Origin of the sequence: Pelorhabdus rhamnosifermentans (assembly GCF_018835585.1) — a bacterium.
Lineage (GTDB): Bacteria > Bacillota > Negativicutes > UMGS1260 > UMGS1260 > Pelorhabdus > Pelorhabdus rhamnosifermentans.
The window spans coordinates 51527-67521 of sequence record NZ_JAHGVE010000006.1; the positions used below are offsets into that span (position 1 = coordinate 51527).

The 15995-nt window shown below is 41.1% G+C and carries 16 protein-coding genes; 3 read left to right on the forward strand and 13 right to left on the reverse strand.

All coding sequences use genetic code 11. The features are described from left to right. Positions 1–125: 125 nt before the first annotated feature. Positions 126–1148, reverse strand: a complete 1023-nt coding sequence (locus tag Ga0466249_RS08780) for a SpoIID/LytB domain-containing protein (RefSeq protein ID WP_215829075.1) — start codon at positions 1146–1148, stop codon at positions 126–128. Positions 1149–1304: 156 nt separating this feature from the next. On the opposite strand from Ga0466249_RS08780, the gene Ga0466249_RS08785 reads away from it, so the two are divergent. Further along, positions 1305–1544 (forward strand): hypothetical protein, encoded by a 240-nt coding sequence (locus Ga0466249_RS08785; protein ID WP_215829076.1) that lies wholly within the window; start codon positions 1305–1307, stop codon positions 1542–1544. Positions 1545–1629: 85 nt separating this feature from the next. On the opposite strand, the gene Ga0466249_RS08790 is transcribed toward Ga0466249_RS08785, so the two are convergent. The 6 genes from Ga0466249_RS08790 to Ga0466249_RS08815 all read right to left on the reverse strand — a co-directional run bounded on the left by Ga0466249_RS08790 (position 1630) and on the right by Ga0466249_RS08815 (position 7919). Further along, entirely contained in the window at positions 1630–3756 is a 2127-nt protein-coding gene (locus Ga0466249_RS08790) for a heavy metal translocating P-type ATPase (protein ID WP_215829077.1), read from the reverse strand. Between the two features lie 26 nt (positions 3757–3782). Continuing rightward, on the reverse strand, positions 3783–4145 hold the full coding sequence (locus tag Ga0466249_RS08795; RefSeq protein WP_215829078.1) for an ArsR/SmtB family transcription factor: 363 nt from the start codon (positions 4143–4145) through the stop codon (positions 3783–3785). Between the two features lie 145 nt (positions 4146–4290). Next, positions 4291–4977, reverse strand: coding sequence for an MgtC/SapB family protein (locus tag Ga0466249_RS08800; protein ID WP_215829079.1), 687 nt, complete (start codon positions 4975–4977; stop codon positions 4291–4293). A gap of 122 nt (positions 4978–5099) precedes the next feature. Then, positions 5100–6485: a PhoH family protein gene (locus Ga0466249_RS27520; RefSeq protein WP_215829080.1), complete on the reverse strand. Its 1386-nt coding sequence runs from the start codon at positions 6483–6485 to the stop codon at positions 5100–5102. A 174-nt stretch (positions 6486–6659) separates the two neighbouring features. Then, complete coding sequence (locus tag Ga0466249_RS08810) at positions 6660–7535, reverse strand: hypothetical protein (protein WP_215829081.1); 876 nt, start codon at positions 7533–7535, stop codon at positions 6660–6662. A gap of 12 nt (positions 7536–7547) precedes the next feature. Further along, complete coding sequence (locus Ga0466249_RS08815; RefSeq protein WP_215829082.1) at positions 7548–7919, reverse strand: response regulator; 372 nt, start codon at positions 7917–7919, stop codon at positions 7548–7550. Positions 7920–8073: 154 nt separating this feature from the next. On the opposite strand from Ga0466249_RS08815, the gene xth reads away from it, so the two are divergent. Beyond that, the gene (gene xth, locus Ga0466249_RS08820) at positions 8074–8859 is read left to right on the forward strand and encodes an exodeoxyribonuclease III (RefSeq protein WP_215829083.1); all 786 of its coding nucleotides are present in this window, start codon (positions 8074–8076) and stop codon (positions 8857–8859) included. A gap of 65 nt (positions 8860–8924) precedes the next feature. Continuing rightward, positions 8925–9380: a DUF441 domain-containing protein gene (locus Ga0466249_RS08825; RefSeq protein WP_215829084.1), complete on the forward strand. Its 456-nt coding sequence runs from the start codon at positions 8925–8927 to the stop codon at positions 9378–9380. 5 nt (positions 9381–9385) lie between these two features. Here the strand turns inward: Ga0466249_RS08825 and Ga0466249_RS08830 are convergent, their stop codons facing one another. The 6 genes from Ga0466249_RS08830 to sfsA all read right to left on the reverse strand — a co-directional run bounded on the left by Ga0466249_RS08830 (position 9386) and on the right by sfsA (position 15937). After that, complete coding sequence (locus tag Ga0466249_RS08830) at positions 9386–10564, reverse strand: GNAT family N-acetyltransferase (RefSeq protein WP_215829085.1); 1179 nt, start codon at positions 10562–10564, stop codon at positions 9386–9388. 5 nt (positions 10565–10569) lie between these two features. Next, on the reverse strand, positions 10570–11481 hold the full coding sequence (locus tag Ga0466249_RS08835) for a DUF2156 domain-containing protein (protein WP_215829086.1): 912 nt from the start codon (positions 11479–11481) through the stop codon (positions 10570–10572). Positions 11482–11557: 76 nt separating this feature from the next. Further along, entirely contained in the window at positions 11558–12496 is a 939-nt protein-coding gene (locus Ga0466249_RS08840) for an AEC family transporter (RefSeq protein ID WP_215829087.1), read from the reverse strand. Positions 12497–12677: 181 nt separating this feature from the next. Further along, the gene (locus Ga0466249_RS08845; protein ID WP_215829088.1) at positions 12678–14057 is read right to left on the reverse strand and encodes a sodium-dependent transporter; all 1380 of its coding nucleotides are present in this window, start codon (positions 14055–14057) and stop codon (positions 12678–12680) included. Positions 14058–14169: 112 nt separating this feature from the next. Continuing rightward, the gene (locus Ga0466249_RS08850; RefSeq protein ID WP_215829089.1) at positions 14170–14745 is read right to left on the reverse strand and encodes a hypothetical protein; all 576 of its coding nucleotides are present in this window, start codon (positions 14743–14745) and stop codon (positions 14170–14172) included. A gap of 31 nt (positions 14746–14776) precedes the next feature. Further along, positions 14777–15937, reverse strand: coding sequence for a DNA/RNA nuclease SfsA (sfsA, locus tag Ga0466249_RS08855; RefSeq protein WP_215829090.1), 1161 nt, complete (start codon positions 15935–15937; stop codon positions 14777–14779). Positions 15938–15995 lie beyond the last annotated feature (58 nt).

Consider the following 15995-nt stretch of genomic DNA (forward strand, 5'->3'; position numbering starts at 1 on the left):
GTAGCGCCGTATGTCTATGGTCTAAACCACAGAACTACGGCGCCTGTTTGGCGAGAAACGAAATCGTATTCTCCCATCCTTATTTTATGCTAAATGAGCTCACAACATGCCTGTCAGAAAAAAAATTATTCATAGAGTTTGTGTACAGTCGTACCTACATAATAATATTTCACAATATCCTCGGCCTGCATGCCTTGCTGAGCAAAAGTGTAAGCCCCCCATTGACAAAGTCCGACGCCATTTCCCCAGCCATGGCCATAAAAGGTAAACTGACTGCCATCATAGGTTAAATCACTGATCAGAGTAGATTTTAGACGGTCATATCCAATTAATTTACGAAATGTCGCACCATAAATTTTCTTATTTCCTGCACCAATATACAAAATGCGCCCTGATGGACCTTTTTCTAGAATACTAATATCTGCCGGATTTCCCTGATAACCACAAGCCTTAGCAACTTCTGTTCCGGGAATTTTCACCGACCAATTTTGCAAATTTGCTGGCGTATAGGTATAACTATTATCTGTTACAGGCTGAAAATAAGGTGTAGGATACTCAATCTCCAAGGGAAAGCTTTCTTCCTTTGTAGCCGCAATCTGACCATTACTTGATGAATAAATGGCATTGACGAGGCTCCCAGCATAAAGTAAAACTTGTCCACGTGTTTTTTGCACTGCCGTTTTGACGTTTTCATTTACTCGTTTCGGTGCATAAGCCTGCAATTCATCTTTTGATGTGGAAACATCGGCATGATGCAATTTTTTAATTGTTCCCGCTTCAATGGCATTCATTGTTAAAGTACGGCAAGCAATCGCTTGTGCTGACAGCGCTTCAACGGGCCACGTCGGATCCATTTCTTGTGCTGTAACGCCCTCTAAATACGTTTCTAGCGGCATATTATCGACAGAGCCCTGATCCGCATGATAGACCGAAATCGTAGGCTCTGACTTATATTTACTTACATCGAATAAAGGCACATTGGGAATAGGCTGCGGCTCAGCAGGAGCTGGTGCAGGTACAGGTGTTGGCAGTGGAACAGACGGAAAGGGCTTACTCTCAGGCGGACGCAATAACGTATAGGCACCCATAACAAAAGCGATAAAAACCACGGCTAAAATCAAATATTTATATTTATTGTTTTTGCGCATAATGCCACCTCAAAATTAGTGTGGCCAAATAAAAAGACATTATTCTACGTCATTCAAGTAACCAGCACCATAAAATTTTTCCACGCATTGAGGCGATTTTCGAAGCAGATAATAGAATCGGCCCCAAAAATAAATTGATCAAAAGGAGGTCTTTCTATGAACAGCAAAGCAAACAAGAAGCAGCAAACAAGTAACACACAGTCAGGTACAATGACAGCCAAGTATGATATCAATGGTGACTATAGCTCATCGATGCTAGGAAATACCGGTGCTACTTCAAACACAGCATCGAGCAGTACCACTGAGGCAAGTACTGCTGAAAAGAATAAACAAAGCAAAGCTAAATACGGAACAATGACAGCCAGCCTTGATGCCAATAACGATTACTCGGAATAAACAAGTCCAGATTAAGTAAGACTCTCCATTTATAGCAACGAAAGCCGCTCAATAATGAGCGGCTTTCGTTGCTATAAATACTATTTTATCCCTTCACCTTCAATAGGCGCATGCTATTTAATGTCACAATGAGGGTAGCCCCCATATCAGCCATAATAGCCAACCACAAGGTTAACCAACCTGGAAATACAGCCAAAACTGCCAACAACTTCACACCCAAAGCAAAACCAATATTTTGCCGAATAATTGTAAGCGTCTTACGACTTAATTGAACAGCAAAGGGAAGCTTTAACAAATCATCATTCATCAAAACAATATCCGCCGTTTCCAAAGCCGTATCTGTTCCTGCTCCCCCCATAGCGATACCTACTGTCGCTACAGCAAGTGAAGGAGCATCATTCACCCCATCGCCAATCATAGCTACCTTGCCATAGCGATCAAGCAGTTTCTTCATAACAGCGGCTTTATCTTCCGGCAGCAATTCAGAGCGGTACTCATCCAGCCCAATTTGGGCAGAAATAGACTGAGCCACAGAAGCATTATCACCAGTTAACATGATGGTATGATGAATTCCAGCTTGTTTTAATTCAGCCTGTGCCAAAACCGCCGTTTCACGCACTTCATCAGCCACAGCCAAAATACCTAGCAAACGCTGCTTCGTCGCCATAATCATGGCTGTTTTACCTGCTGCTTGAAGATCTTCTATAAGCTTTAGACAGGATTCAATAGAAATATTTAATTCCCTAAAAAACTGCTGATTACCAATATAGACTGTCTCACCTTGAATAACTCCCTCAATCCCGCGACCAGCGAGAGCTGAAAATATTTCTACTTTGCTAATAAAACATCCTTGTTGCTTCGCACTTTTTACAATCGCTGCTCCCAAGGGATGTTCTGACTTAGCTTCAAGGCTGGCAGCCCAAGATAACAGTTCTTCTTTTGAACCGCCATGGAGCGGCAAAACATCTGTAACAATTGGCTGACCTTTGGTTAAGGTACCCGTTTTATCAAATGCAATCGCCCCAAGCGAGCCTACCTGTTCAAGATAAATACCACCCTTAATCAGAACCCCCTGCCTTGCAGCATTGCTAATCGCACTGACAATGGCCACGGGCGTTGAAATAACAAGCGCACAAGGACAAGCAACAACAAGTAACGCCAGTCCCCGATAAATCCACTCGTCCCAGGCGTAATAAAAAAACAGCGGCGGAATAATCATAATACCTACTGCCAAAATAAAAACAGCCGGTGTATAAATAGCAGCAAAACGCTCCACGAAATTCTGCAGCGGTGCCCTATTCTGCTGTGCCTCTTCTACTAACTGAATCAGGCGGGAAATCGTCGAATCTTGTACAAGCTTTGTTACTTTCACTTCTAAAAATCCATAGGTATTAAATGTACTGGCATAGACCTCGTTTCCCGCAGCCTTGTCAATCGGCAAGGATTCCCCTGTAACAGACGCTTGATTCACAGCCGACTGCCCAGAAAGAATGATACCATCCATGGCAATCTTTTCACCTGGATAAATCATCATCACATCACCAATATGAATATCTTCAACAACAACTTCTAGTTCTTCCGACCCCCGCCGAATCCTTGCAACCTTTGGCACAATATCCATGAGCTGACGAATAGAATGACGTGCCTTTCCTAACGTCCAGGCTTCCAAAATTTCTGAGATGGAAAAAAGAAATGCCACAACGGCCCCTTCTTCATATTGCCCGATGGCAAATGCCCCAAGCACAGCAATTCCCATTAAGACACTCATATTAAAGCGTCCCCGAGCTAAAGCGTGAGCAGCATTAATAAAATTTTTCCAACCGCCAAGTACCGTAGCAAGTACATAACAGGCAACAAATATCTGTGGCAGGAAAGAATTTCTTTCTAGACCGTATGCAACAAATAAGGCAACAGCCGACCCAAGTGCCCGATAAAAATCCATCTGAAAGGTCCCTTTAGGCACATTCATTTTGCATTGCTGTTTCATCGGCGTAATCGAATAATTTTCGCTACGTCCTAATTGCCTAAGAACCTCTAAATCCACAACACCTTCAACTGTCAGCTTACCAGCCATTACATTGAGCGAGGCCTTATGAACACCCGGCAATTTTTTCACAGCCTGTTCAAATTTAGCTGCACAATCAAGACAAGTAATGCCATTCACCGCAAATAAAACGACCTGATCACTGCTCCATTCGGCTTGTTGTGTCATCGTCCGCCCTCACTTAGCTTTATTTTTTATCGATGAGAAATATGTGAAATTCCCTGTTCAATTAATGCTGAAATATGATCATCATCAAGCGAATAATAAGCCATTTTGCCCTCGCGGCGGTACTTTACGAGCCGTGCACCACGCAACAGCCTGAGTTGATGCGACACAGCAGACGGACCCATCTGGACAACTGCTGCAATATCACAGACACATAATTCACGTTTAGCTAAAATTTGCAAAATTTTTACTCGTGTCGTGTCACCGAGTATCTTAAACGTTTCAGCTAATTGCTGAGCGGCCTCGTTCGAAAGAATCTCCGCCTTGGCCAAACAAATCGCTTGAGGATGTTCACACAGCTCTTCACACACATCACAATCCCGTTCATCCATGCTATCACCACCTACATATGAAGATATATTCACATGTTTATTATATAGGATAAATAGATTATTCGTCAATAGATGACAAAAAAAATTGCTAAGCAGCGATAAAGCTACCTAGCAGACAAGAATAATCATCTTTTATTACAAAAAGTCACATATCAGGGATGGATCGTTCACTTTGACCATCAATAGCCGTAATCCCCTCCACGGCCATAAGCGTCGTAATAATTTTCTCCATCGTGACTGTATCCGTCACATAAATATACAATTGAATTTCAATAATATTGTCAACAGCATTTTTCGTATCAATTTTCATCTCGCGAATAACGGCACCAAGTGCATCGAGACCGGAACAGATTTTACCTACTTGCCCAGGACTATTCACAGTCTGAACAACGAAATGTAATGTAGCATTGGATGCAAACAGTTCAATTTTCGATAAGCTACCAAGCGTCAAAAATACAAAGCCTGTTACAACAAAGGCACCCAAGAAGCAACCGCTTCCCACAGCCAGACCAATGCCAGCCACCACCCACAGGCTAGCGGCTGTCGTCAGACCGCGCACAGTGAGTCCTTCCTTCATAATCGTTCCCGCCCCCAAAAAACCAATGCCACTGACAACTTGTGCCGCTAGCCGCCCCGGATCAGCATTGGTTAACCCTTGCACACGACTATATTCATCAATGGAAAGGATCATAATAAGGCAAGAGCCAAGACTGACTAAGATATGTGTTCTTAACCCGGCTGATTTATTTCTCGACTGACGTTCATAGCCTACAATTCCTCCTAATAAACAAGAAACAAACAACCGAATGACCATGTCCCACTGACCGAGCATTTCCCCACCCCGCTTAGGCAAAAATTTGACATTAATGAAATTATATGCCGGGGGTCTTGGTGTAATAACTGCAAATAAAAGCTGCGTTGAAACCGAGGTTTCACAACGCAGCCTTAAAACCGTTATAATCTTCGTGCAGCCTCTGCCGCAAGCGGTGACCGTTCACACTCATCATGCTGAAGTGTCACTTGATAACAAAGCTTACTGCCTCTCATTTTTTCACTCGCATACGAAAGCCCGTTTGACTGATTATCAAGAAAGGGGTGATCAATCTGCTCCGGATCGCCAATCAAAATAATCTTGGTTCCAATCCCCGGCCGAGTGATCACCGCTTTAGCCTGCCGGGGTGTTGCATTTTGCATCTCATCTAAAATCATCCAGTATTTATAAAGTGATCTGCCACGCTGATAAGCTAACGCCTCTGTTTGAATCACACGATTTTCAAACAGCATCTGCACCGTCTCTTCTACCTGCATAATATCCTTGGCCTCAGTCATCGTATTGCCTGACATTAAGGTGTAAAGATTATCTTTAATTGAGCGCATATAAGGCTCAATCTTGTCTTTCTCAGAACCAGGCAAAAAACCGATTTCTTCATCAAGAGGAACATGGGGCCGGCAAATAAGCAAATGTTGATACTCCTTCGACCGGGATTCCATAAAATGGTGAAGCCCAATAGCAAGAGAATAAAAGGTCTTCGCTGTTCCAGCAGGCCCTTTAATAATCACAAGCGGTGCCTCCTGCGCACTCATCATCAGGCATTCCTGCATAAAAACCTGTCCGATATTGCGCGGCACAACACCAAAAGGATTATGACTACTGTATTTTAAGTGAACAATTTTTTCACCATCAAAACGCCCTAACGCTGTATGGCGATCATTATCTGTAGACTGAAGCATGACAAACTGATTAGTTATAAGCGAAACATCCCGCAGCTCATGACTATTTTCATCAAAAATTTGCACATCATCTGACTGAATTGAATGAGTATCCGCTGCATGAAATTGATTAATCACAGCCGTGGATGTATAGACTACAGCACGACCTGTATATTGCTCCTGAATCGTCGCCACCTTGTCATTGCGAAAATCCTCTGCAAGTAACCCGAGAATAGATGCCTTAACACGCATATTTGTATCACGACTCACTAAAATAGCAGTACTTCCCGCTTCACTAAGTCCTTTACACACCTGCAAAATCCGGTTATCCGCCTTAATGCGATCCCAATGAGCTGGCATAGACGTATTTAAGTGATTCGTCTCAATCCTTAAAGTCCCACCCTCATCATTTATCAATACACCTTGAAGTAAGTCACCTTTTTCACGCAAGACATCGATAATCCGTGAAATCTGTCGGCTATTGGCACCTCTTTCTGAAGATTCTCCTTTAAAACGGTCCAATTCTTCTAACACTACTTCCGGTATAACCACAGCATGTTCATTAAAGGCATAGAGAGAATGAGGTGAATGCAGTAGAACATTAGTATCAAGAATATAATGTTTGAGCACTAATAATCCCCCTTTTCATAAGGCTTATAGCCTCGCCAACCCGTTTTGTTAGAATTTTTCCGGTACCTACTATAATGTATTCACTATCAAGGTGCAAATGCTAACAAGCGTAAGATTTATAAATCCTTACTTGAAAAGAAGGCCCGCAACAATCGCTCATTGCATGCCCTCTCATTACAAAACAAGTAAGAAAATATCTCCAAATGAAACATGAATGGGAATAATCTCCCCTTTACCACCCGGAAATACCGCCTGTGCCTGAATCCGTTGTGGTTTCAGTTCCAGTTCTACACCCTCATTCGATGTATTCACGCAGAAAATGCCATTCGTAAGATTTAAGAATTCCGCTGCACAATCCTTAGCATAATCATCTATAAAAGTCGTCATCGCATCCCCACTATAACGGGTTGCAATAGTAAGCAAGGTCCGATCTGTTAAACCCAGGGCAGAAACAAGTCCACCTCTACCGTCCATCTTTTGAGTAATCAGCCAGGGATACGTTTGATTTGTAACAGGACTATTTTTCATAATCACAGGTGTTTCACCAAGAAAGCGAACAATGTTGCGTATCACAAGAGCAACATAATGATAGTAAACATCGGCCTTGGCCTGCCCACCGAAGTCCAGATTGAATCGCACAATCTCATCCACATCCGCCTTAACTAAAGCTTCCACATTGTCATCCGACAAATTATTATCGGCTTTATAACGCTTGAGCGCTCCATTAACTTCAGTCAACGTTAAGTAGCCTTGATCAACAATGGCTTGACTCAATTGTAAGTATTTTTGATTTTGAATGGCAAGCAATTTCGTTAATTGTTCTTTTTTCAAAAATCCCTGCTCAATAGCAAGTTCACCAAAGCGTTTATCCTGCCTTTTCTGGGATTGATGGATTTTCTCTACTTCTTGCACAGTCATATAGCCCGCATCCATAGCCAAAATGCCAACTTTTACTTTTACCGACTTCTCTTGGTCTAATACTGTACATAATTGATCAATAGATAAAATGCCTTTGTTCAATAAATATTGGCCAAAATATTGGCTAAACATATCCTCACTCCTTTAGCTATGTATACTTGAAAGGGCCTTGGCTATCTGTTCTTTATCATAGGGTTTCTGAATAAAATCAATTGCGCCTAACTTTAAAGCATCAATCAATTTACCCGAAGTGCCTGTTGAAGAAACCATAATGACTTGTGCATCACCATCCAGCTTCTTAATTTTCTGTAAAGCCTCTAAGCCGTCACATACTGGCATCACAATGTCCATAAAAACCAGTTGAGGCTTGTCCTCCTCATAACGGGTAATCGCTTCCTGCCCATTCGATGCTTCAGCGACTACGCAAGCAAATTCGTCTTCCAACAAAATTCGCAGTTTTCGCCGTACCAACATCGAATCGTCACAAATTAAAACTTTTTTTTTGGCAAGTTCCATTGGCTTTCTCCCCTTTATAATTCTTACTTTAATTTAATTATAGCTAAGTAGTTACTGTTCCTGCTAAGCTCAGAAAATTAACACTCAAATAACAACAGGAGTTTCACTTCAGAACACGAATTGTGTAAAGAAATAGAATTTTGAGGTGAATACAATGGCTACTCTGCGCGTCGCCAGTTTTAATATTAATTCCATCCGTATACGCTTAGCAGATCTCATTGTATGGATGAATAGCTTTCAGCCAGATGTTGTCTGCTTACAAGAAACGAAGGTCCAAGATAAAGATTTTCCCTTAACCGCCCTCAATGACGCCGGTTATTACAGTACTTATTTAGGTGAAAAAGGGAAAAACGGTGTAGCCATTTTAAGTAAACAAAAACCAGACCATATATCTTTCGGTCTGGATGAATGGGGAGCACCAGGCGAAGCCCGCCTGATTTACGCTGCGTTTGACAACTATACTGTTGTAAATACTTATGTTCCGCAAGGACGAGAAGTAGACACCGATTATTTTCAATATAAGCTAGACTGGATGACTCATATGCGGGATTATTTTTCCCGCCACTTCACACCGGAAGATCGTGTATTATGGCTCGGTGACTTCAATGTCGCACCTGACGCCTTAGATGTACATGATCCCAAGCGCCTGGCTGGCCGTGTCGGGTTTCACCCTGCTGAGCAGGCTGCGCTGAGAACCGTACGTGACTGGGGTTTTACAGACATTTTCCGCAAACACTGTCCCCAGGGAAATCTCTATAGTTTTTGGGACTATCGCATAAAAAATGCCCTTGAACGAGGACTCGGTTGGCGTATTGACCATATTTATGCAACAAAAAGTCTGGCTGACTATTCGAGATCCGCTGCCATTGATACGGAACTCCGCAAAAAAAGTCGTCCCTCTGACCATGCTCCCATTACGGCCACTTTCGAATTAACTTAAGACACCTTCCTCCTCATCATCGAATAAACTATATTCTAATTTGAAAAAAATTTGGAGTGATCTTCATGAGTTTTGAAAACCTTCCCATACTCGTCATACTCGTTTTATCTGTACTAGGACATAACAACTCTGTGGCCATTGCTGCCGGGGCATTATTACTTGTTAAACTAAGCGGTTTCGACAATTACTTTCCAATCATTGAAAATCATGGTTTACAGCTTGGCATTATTCTCATTACCATGTCTGTACTTGTTCCCATTGTAAAAGGAAGTATTACCATGAACGATATGGCTTCTGTCTTTACGACACCTACCGGCCTGGTAGCCATCACGATTGGCGTCATCGTTGCCTGGTTGGCCGGACGGGGACTTCCTTTTATGTCAACAACACCGGAAGTGGTAACACCCCTCATTATCGGTACAGTCGTTGGTGTCGCTTTTTTCAAAGGACTAGCTGTAGGCCCCCTTATTGCAAGTGGTATTGTCTGGTTCTTTCTCACCCTTATCCAAGCCTGTAGATAAAAATCTTAAAAATATTCATTTATATAGTTTGTACACATCGGAAACAGCTTGTTAAGCACTCCTATCACAGAAGATGGCGCAGTTAATCTGCCCAGCTTTTTTAGTTGGCTCGCCGACAGACGTCCAAAAAAAAGCTGTGATAAAGCCCCCACACTAAGTATACACAACTTATCACAATTCATAGTTGACTGAGGTACGACGCGAACCGTGCCTTTTCCCTCTACAACAGTCAATTGAAAGATTCCTTCATTCCAAGGCGCTAGCCGATCCGTCACAGCAAAAATTACCTCAGCCTGACTTCCTGCTGGGTAGAATGCTGACATGAGTGCCTCACTCACATCGACAATTCTCCCTGTCATAAAAGGATACAAGGCCACACCCCGCTTGGGATCAGGCAAAGAAAATAATAACCCATCATCCAAAGGCGCATTCCATTCCAACATACTGACTTGTGAATGATGGTTATAACAAAAATGCAGCAATTGTTGTTCAGCCGCAAAATTAACGTAAGCCAATTCCTTTACAAGCAAAACATCATTGCGCATTGTATAAAGAATATAACCAACTGGCTGCTCCTCTTCAACAAGCATATAGGCATAGCCTTGATCACTCTTATGTTCGGCCAAGAGCATTCGCCAATTCTCATCATGACGCAACACATAACCATGCTTATCTGCTGTAAAGGCCTTGTATACTTGCTGCAAGCAAGAAATATGCTGCTTCTCTAAAACAACAAATTTTCCGGCACCTTGAGCAGTAAACTTTAAATCAACTAGCGGAAGAGTATATTTTATATGATGATAACAAAACTCGAAATCGTAGGGATAATAAAATTTTCCTTGAAAAGGCATCAAAATAGTAACAGCCTCATGCCTCTGATGCATTTCTACAAAAGCCGCTTTGAGCAATCCTCCTACCAAACGCTGGCTACGTCCTTCTGGGAAGGTCGCCACACCCACAATGTAAGAAGTAGCAAAATCATGACCACGTAGACGCAGTTGATAGGGATTTAAATGGACGGCACAGAGAAGAGAATCTGCCTGAAAACCAGCCAACACATTCTTCTGATCATAATAATCACTAAAATACCATTTAAAAAAAGGGTGGTCTTCCGGCTCGAAGCAGTAAGACCACAAAGCTTTTATCTGAGACTCATCTTTGTCATTCATCAAACGGTATTCCATGCCTGTCACTCCTTCAAGGCCATAAAAGCGTCATATTTTTCAACGAGTTTCACAGGATGGTAAGACTCCTTGGCTTGTCGCAAGCCCTCCATGCCCATATCTTCTTCGCGATTAATATATTTCATATCTGACCAGCGATCACGACAAAACTCCTGATTGATAGCCTGATACACACCACGAATATTAGGATTGCCTTTTTCGATATGAACCAGTGCCATATTACTTGTTAATTGTTCACCAATCGTAAAGGCCTCCATTTTACCATCAATCAAAATGGCCCCGCCACTAAGTCCTAAAACCTCATAATGATTCAAAAGATCAATGACAGCCGCTTTTTCCAGCTCGATTTCGCTTTCCTCATCTAAGCCGCGCAAATCATACCATTCCAGTGCCGTTTCCAGACAGCTTGGTAACAAGTCATTGGTGATGGATAAATACTGATACTGACTATAAGTACGCTTAAAATAATTCAAATGATTCTTTTTACTGCTATATTTTCTTCCTTTCAGTCCGATTAAATCTTCTGCCAAATAGACGTAATCAAAATTATCGCGATCAGAAACAAACTGAAAATTCCCCGGCCTTAGCGCCTCAAGAACAGCCTTACTTTCGACTGTAACGCCTTTGAGCATAAACTGCTCACCCATCTCTTCAAAATAACGAAGTATTGCAACCAATGCCTTGTCAATATTACCACCTTTATTTGCTACAGGAGGCAGCAAATAAGTCTGACCATGATGAGACGCCTTAACACAAAGGCAATCATCAACAACAGTCCACTCAATATGATAAGGTTTACGCCACATATAAAAATTTGTAAAATTACAATTCGAACTCTCAGAGGGGTTCGAGTGTAAAAACTCATCAATAACCTCTTTATCTTCTAATAAAACTGGTTGAAATAAAATAAAAACCACACCCTCAATTTTCTGTTTACAACTACTTATACTACTGCATTTCAAAAGGACAATCAAATGCTTTTTCGCAAAAAAACTATAATGCGACCAACAAAAATGGCACAATAACAACCAAATAAAACCCCGTTGTCAAAATAAAAGCAGTTGTAGCAATATGGATATTAAGACGGTAAAGTCGTGCCGTAAGAACCGCATTAATCGCAGTCGGCGTACTGCCAATAATAATTACCGTATAAAGCACTTCCTTATCACTTATAACAGGATAAGTAAAGGCATATAAAATGAGTGGCGTAACCAAAAATTTAATCCACAAAAGATCCAGCATCTCACGCCAATAATGACGGATTTGGCCAAAATCAATTGCATACCCCACTGGAATTAATGCTGTCCAAGCGCCTATATGCACCATGAGAGTAAACAAAACATCGAACATTGCAGGTCTCGCAAGCTGTCCAACACTTAAAGCTATCCCAATAAAAATACTTAATACAGGCAATTGATTGCGATTAATTAATAGCTTCTTCCAAGAAATAGCATGACCTGTCTCCCCTTGCCCCAATTCATAATAATGCTGAGCCAAAGGAAAACAAAATAGAAACAACATAAAATTTGCTAACAATAAGATTAGCATAGTATAAGCATAACCGCTTTCACCATAAAAAATAAACGCTACTAACCCGCCGAGTGTTCCGCCATTGAATAAAATAGCAGACAACATATAACTGCCTTGATCAAGGGGCTCTATATATTTTGTTCTTACTTTCATATAAGCAACCAGCCCCGGCACAATATGCATCAATACACCAAGCAATGGCAAATACAACAAATGAATCGTTACTTTGAGTTGCCAGAAAGACAGCACCGTAAGTGCGGGATAAACAATAAACAAATTATAAAAAATAATTTTGTCAAAAATTCTTTGTTTCAATGCCGAAAAACGGTGTAATAGATAACCGACAACAAGGGGAAGAATTACATCAAATCCAAAATACAATATTTTCTCAAAAATCTCCATCGAATCTCCCTGACATTCCCTAATATATTCCTTTCTCTTAGTGTAACATTGCCGTAAGCTAAAATCCACCCAGACTGCTAGAAAATAAATTGCTGCAAAAAGGCGTAAAATTCAAAAAAAAATGGTCTGTATCACCTAATAAAGTGATACAGACCATTTTATGGTCTCTTTATAACAAATGTTACACTTTAATAATACCAATAGCATTCAAGAAAACAATAATAAGTAATATCGGTGTTACATAACGAATAATAAAATAGAACGCTTCAAAAATAAAGTCAATAGCAAGTGTTCCCTGATTGGAAAGTTCCTCTTTCAAATCTTGTTTCTTCGTCACATGTCCAATGAAAAGAGCAATAAGCAAGCCACCGACAGGTAATAAAACATTGGACGACAAATAATCAAACCAGTCGAAAAATCCCTTGCCAAAAAAAGTCATGCCGCCTAGCAAACTATCCTTATCAGCCGACAGAGTTGCTAAAACACCCACAACAGCAATCACCAAGCTATTAATAACCACGGCTTTCGTCCTGTTCATTTTCCGCTCCTCGACAAAATAGGCTGTCACAACTTCAACTATAGAAATCATAGCTGTCGTTGCAGCAATAGATGTCAGGAAAAAAAACGCCACAAGTAAAATGCTCCCCAACGGCATCTGCGAAAAAACCAGCGGGATCGTCATAAAAAGCAGTCCTGGACCAGCACTTGGTTCCATGCCAAAGGAAAAAACCGTTGGAAAAATAGCAATACCTGCCAACATAGAAACAATCGTATCAGATAAAGCTACCTTACTTGCGGTACCAAATAAATTATTATCTTTTGTAAAATAACTACCGTAGGTAAGCATCGTCCCCATACCAAGAGATAATTTAAAGAAGGCCAAGCCAAGGGCTGTTAAGATAGCGACAGATGTTAATTTGCTAAAATCAACGTGAAACAAAAAATTTAATCCTTCCCCAGCTCCTGGCAGCGTCAAAGCACGAATATCACAAATAATAATTAATAAAAATAAGACCGGCATTAGTGTCTTTGTAATCCGCTCAATTCCTTTTTCAACACCCTTAATCAAAATAGCAGCAACAACAGTTAAGACAAAAAACTGCCAAAATAACGGTGCAAAGGGTCCTATAACAACACTGCCAAATTCCGCCTTAGCTGTAGCCATGGTAATACTGGAGAAATCTCCTATAAGGGCCTTAAAAAAATAAAAATACACCCATCCGGCAACGCAGCTATAGAAAAACATAATAAGATAAGCTGCAATCACTCCCATAAACCCGTTAATCTTCCAATAACTATCTGGACTTAATTGCTTATAAGCTCCAACAGGATTTTGACGCGTCTTACGCCCAATATAAAATTCACCAATCATAATCGGAATGCCAACAAATAAAATACACAACAAATAAATAAATAGAAAGGCGCCACCACCATATTCGCCCGTAAGATAAGGGAATTTCCAAATATTTCCTAATCCTACAGCGGATCCTAACGTAGCAAAAAACACTGCCAATCCCGAAGAAAAAGTTTCTCTTACTGCTGTTTTGTCTGATTTAGCCATAAAATCCCCCTATTCTACATCCGGAAATTATGCGAACTTTCATTATAAATTGAAAGCTTTTAATTATCGTAGCATAACAAAAATTCAGTGTCAATGCTGCTCATTATGGTGCTCACCTTATCAATTTATGCATTACAATTCCAGCAAATACTAAAAATGCCAAGACCCGATGTCCCACACGAATTTGTCGGACAGCAGGATAAAAACGTATCAATATGCCTGTAAGAACCAAAAAAATCAGAACGGAAGCAGCAAAGAAACCCGTTTGAACAAGTTTGTCAAAACCAACCTGCTTACGGATTGTCCATAGCAAATAGCCATGGTCTACTACAAAACTAATAGCAAGAACACCAAACCAGATATGCAGTCGCCGTAAAACAACAATGCTAAAGGTGAATAGGGATTGATTTCTCACCATCACCGGCAACTTTTTACGACTACGCACAAAAAATTCCCGCACAAGATAATATGAAGCTGCTGCCAGCATACACACTACAGCCAAGGAACCTAATTCTTTGCCCGTTTTTTTTATTGTAGCCGTGCCGACTGCAGTGAGATCGCTATAATACATATTCGCTACAATCCATAAAAACGTAGCAATCCCAATCATCACACTAATTGATAGAGTACGCACCTCAATCCACTGAGTACCTTGATCTACTTTCTGTTTAATATCTTTTAGGAGCATTACTTTTATCTGTCCTTTCTCTGATTGACTTTTATTTAAAAAGCTGGCTATCCTTCAGTCTCCCGATCCGAAAATACTGCAACAGTCGAATAAATGGCCTGTCATGCAAAGGATTCTCACTCATCCCAAACAGATGAGTAGTGCAGCTACAATCAGATGAACCAAAGTGAGGGACCTGCCAATCAGCAATACTTGATACTGCCTGAGCCAACTCATGTTCAAGAGAATCACTTGACCGGATAGGAATCGCTGTGCAGTGCGTAACTTTGTCCCGCAAATAGTCAATATGCCAATGAACTTTTTTCCGTTTTCTTAAATGACGATTCATACGCTCCGTCAAATTTTTCTTGGCTGTGCCAATATACAAATAATAGCCTCGCTGAAACAATAGCCTTCCCAGACTGCCCACTTCAATCATCTCATCTTGCATCAGTTCCATAACCATAATATAACTGCCGCCATCATCCAATTCACATTCAAGAAGTTGCCAAGGAATGGTAAGCTTCTTGCTCATTGAAGCAAAAGAAAAGTCAGATTTCCAATCAATGGCAATAGGATAAAAATCAAGCGTTTTTCGCACCTTGTAAAAAGTTTGAGCAAATGCAAAATCCGTATGATAATCAGGCAAAAAAGCGTTTGCTTGGGGCCAATGAACTAAAAATAACACGCCACAAGGCGTACCTGCTGTAGCAAGATCGGCTAAAGCCTCTAAATGCCGCCGTCCTCGCTCAGTCACGGCATCAGGAAACATGGCAATAGAACCCTCAAATAATGTGCATGATTTAACTTCTAAATAGTAGGGCTTTTCACCTCTAACAAGTAAAAAATCAAATCGGTGTGCCCCCACGGTAACCTCACGCCGCACAACTCTAGCATCTTCTAGACCAGGCAGACGCTTTTCCACGAGCAGCCTTTCTGCCACTTCATTTGTCGCTTGCGTATGAAGCATAATGGGCTGGCCTTCCCGTTCTACAGCAACAACAGTAAAACGCGTTTTTTGTGCTTGTCCATTAGGAATGAGAAAGAGCATAACACCTGGAAACAACAGTTCCCACATGCGCCCTGGATTAGGCAAATAGGCTTCAACAATTGCCTTCTCTACTTCACAATGAACAATGAACCGATTGGGCCGATCCATAAACTTTCCCTGACAGACCGCTGAAAACAAGGGAGAACATGCTGAATGATTCACGAAAACACCTCTTTAGTTGCATCCTAATCAATAAAGGATATTAAAAAAAGCATCTTTC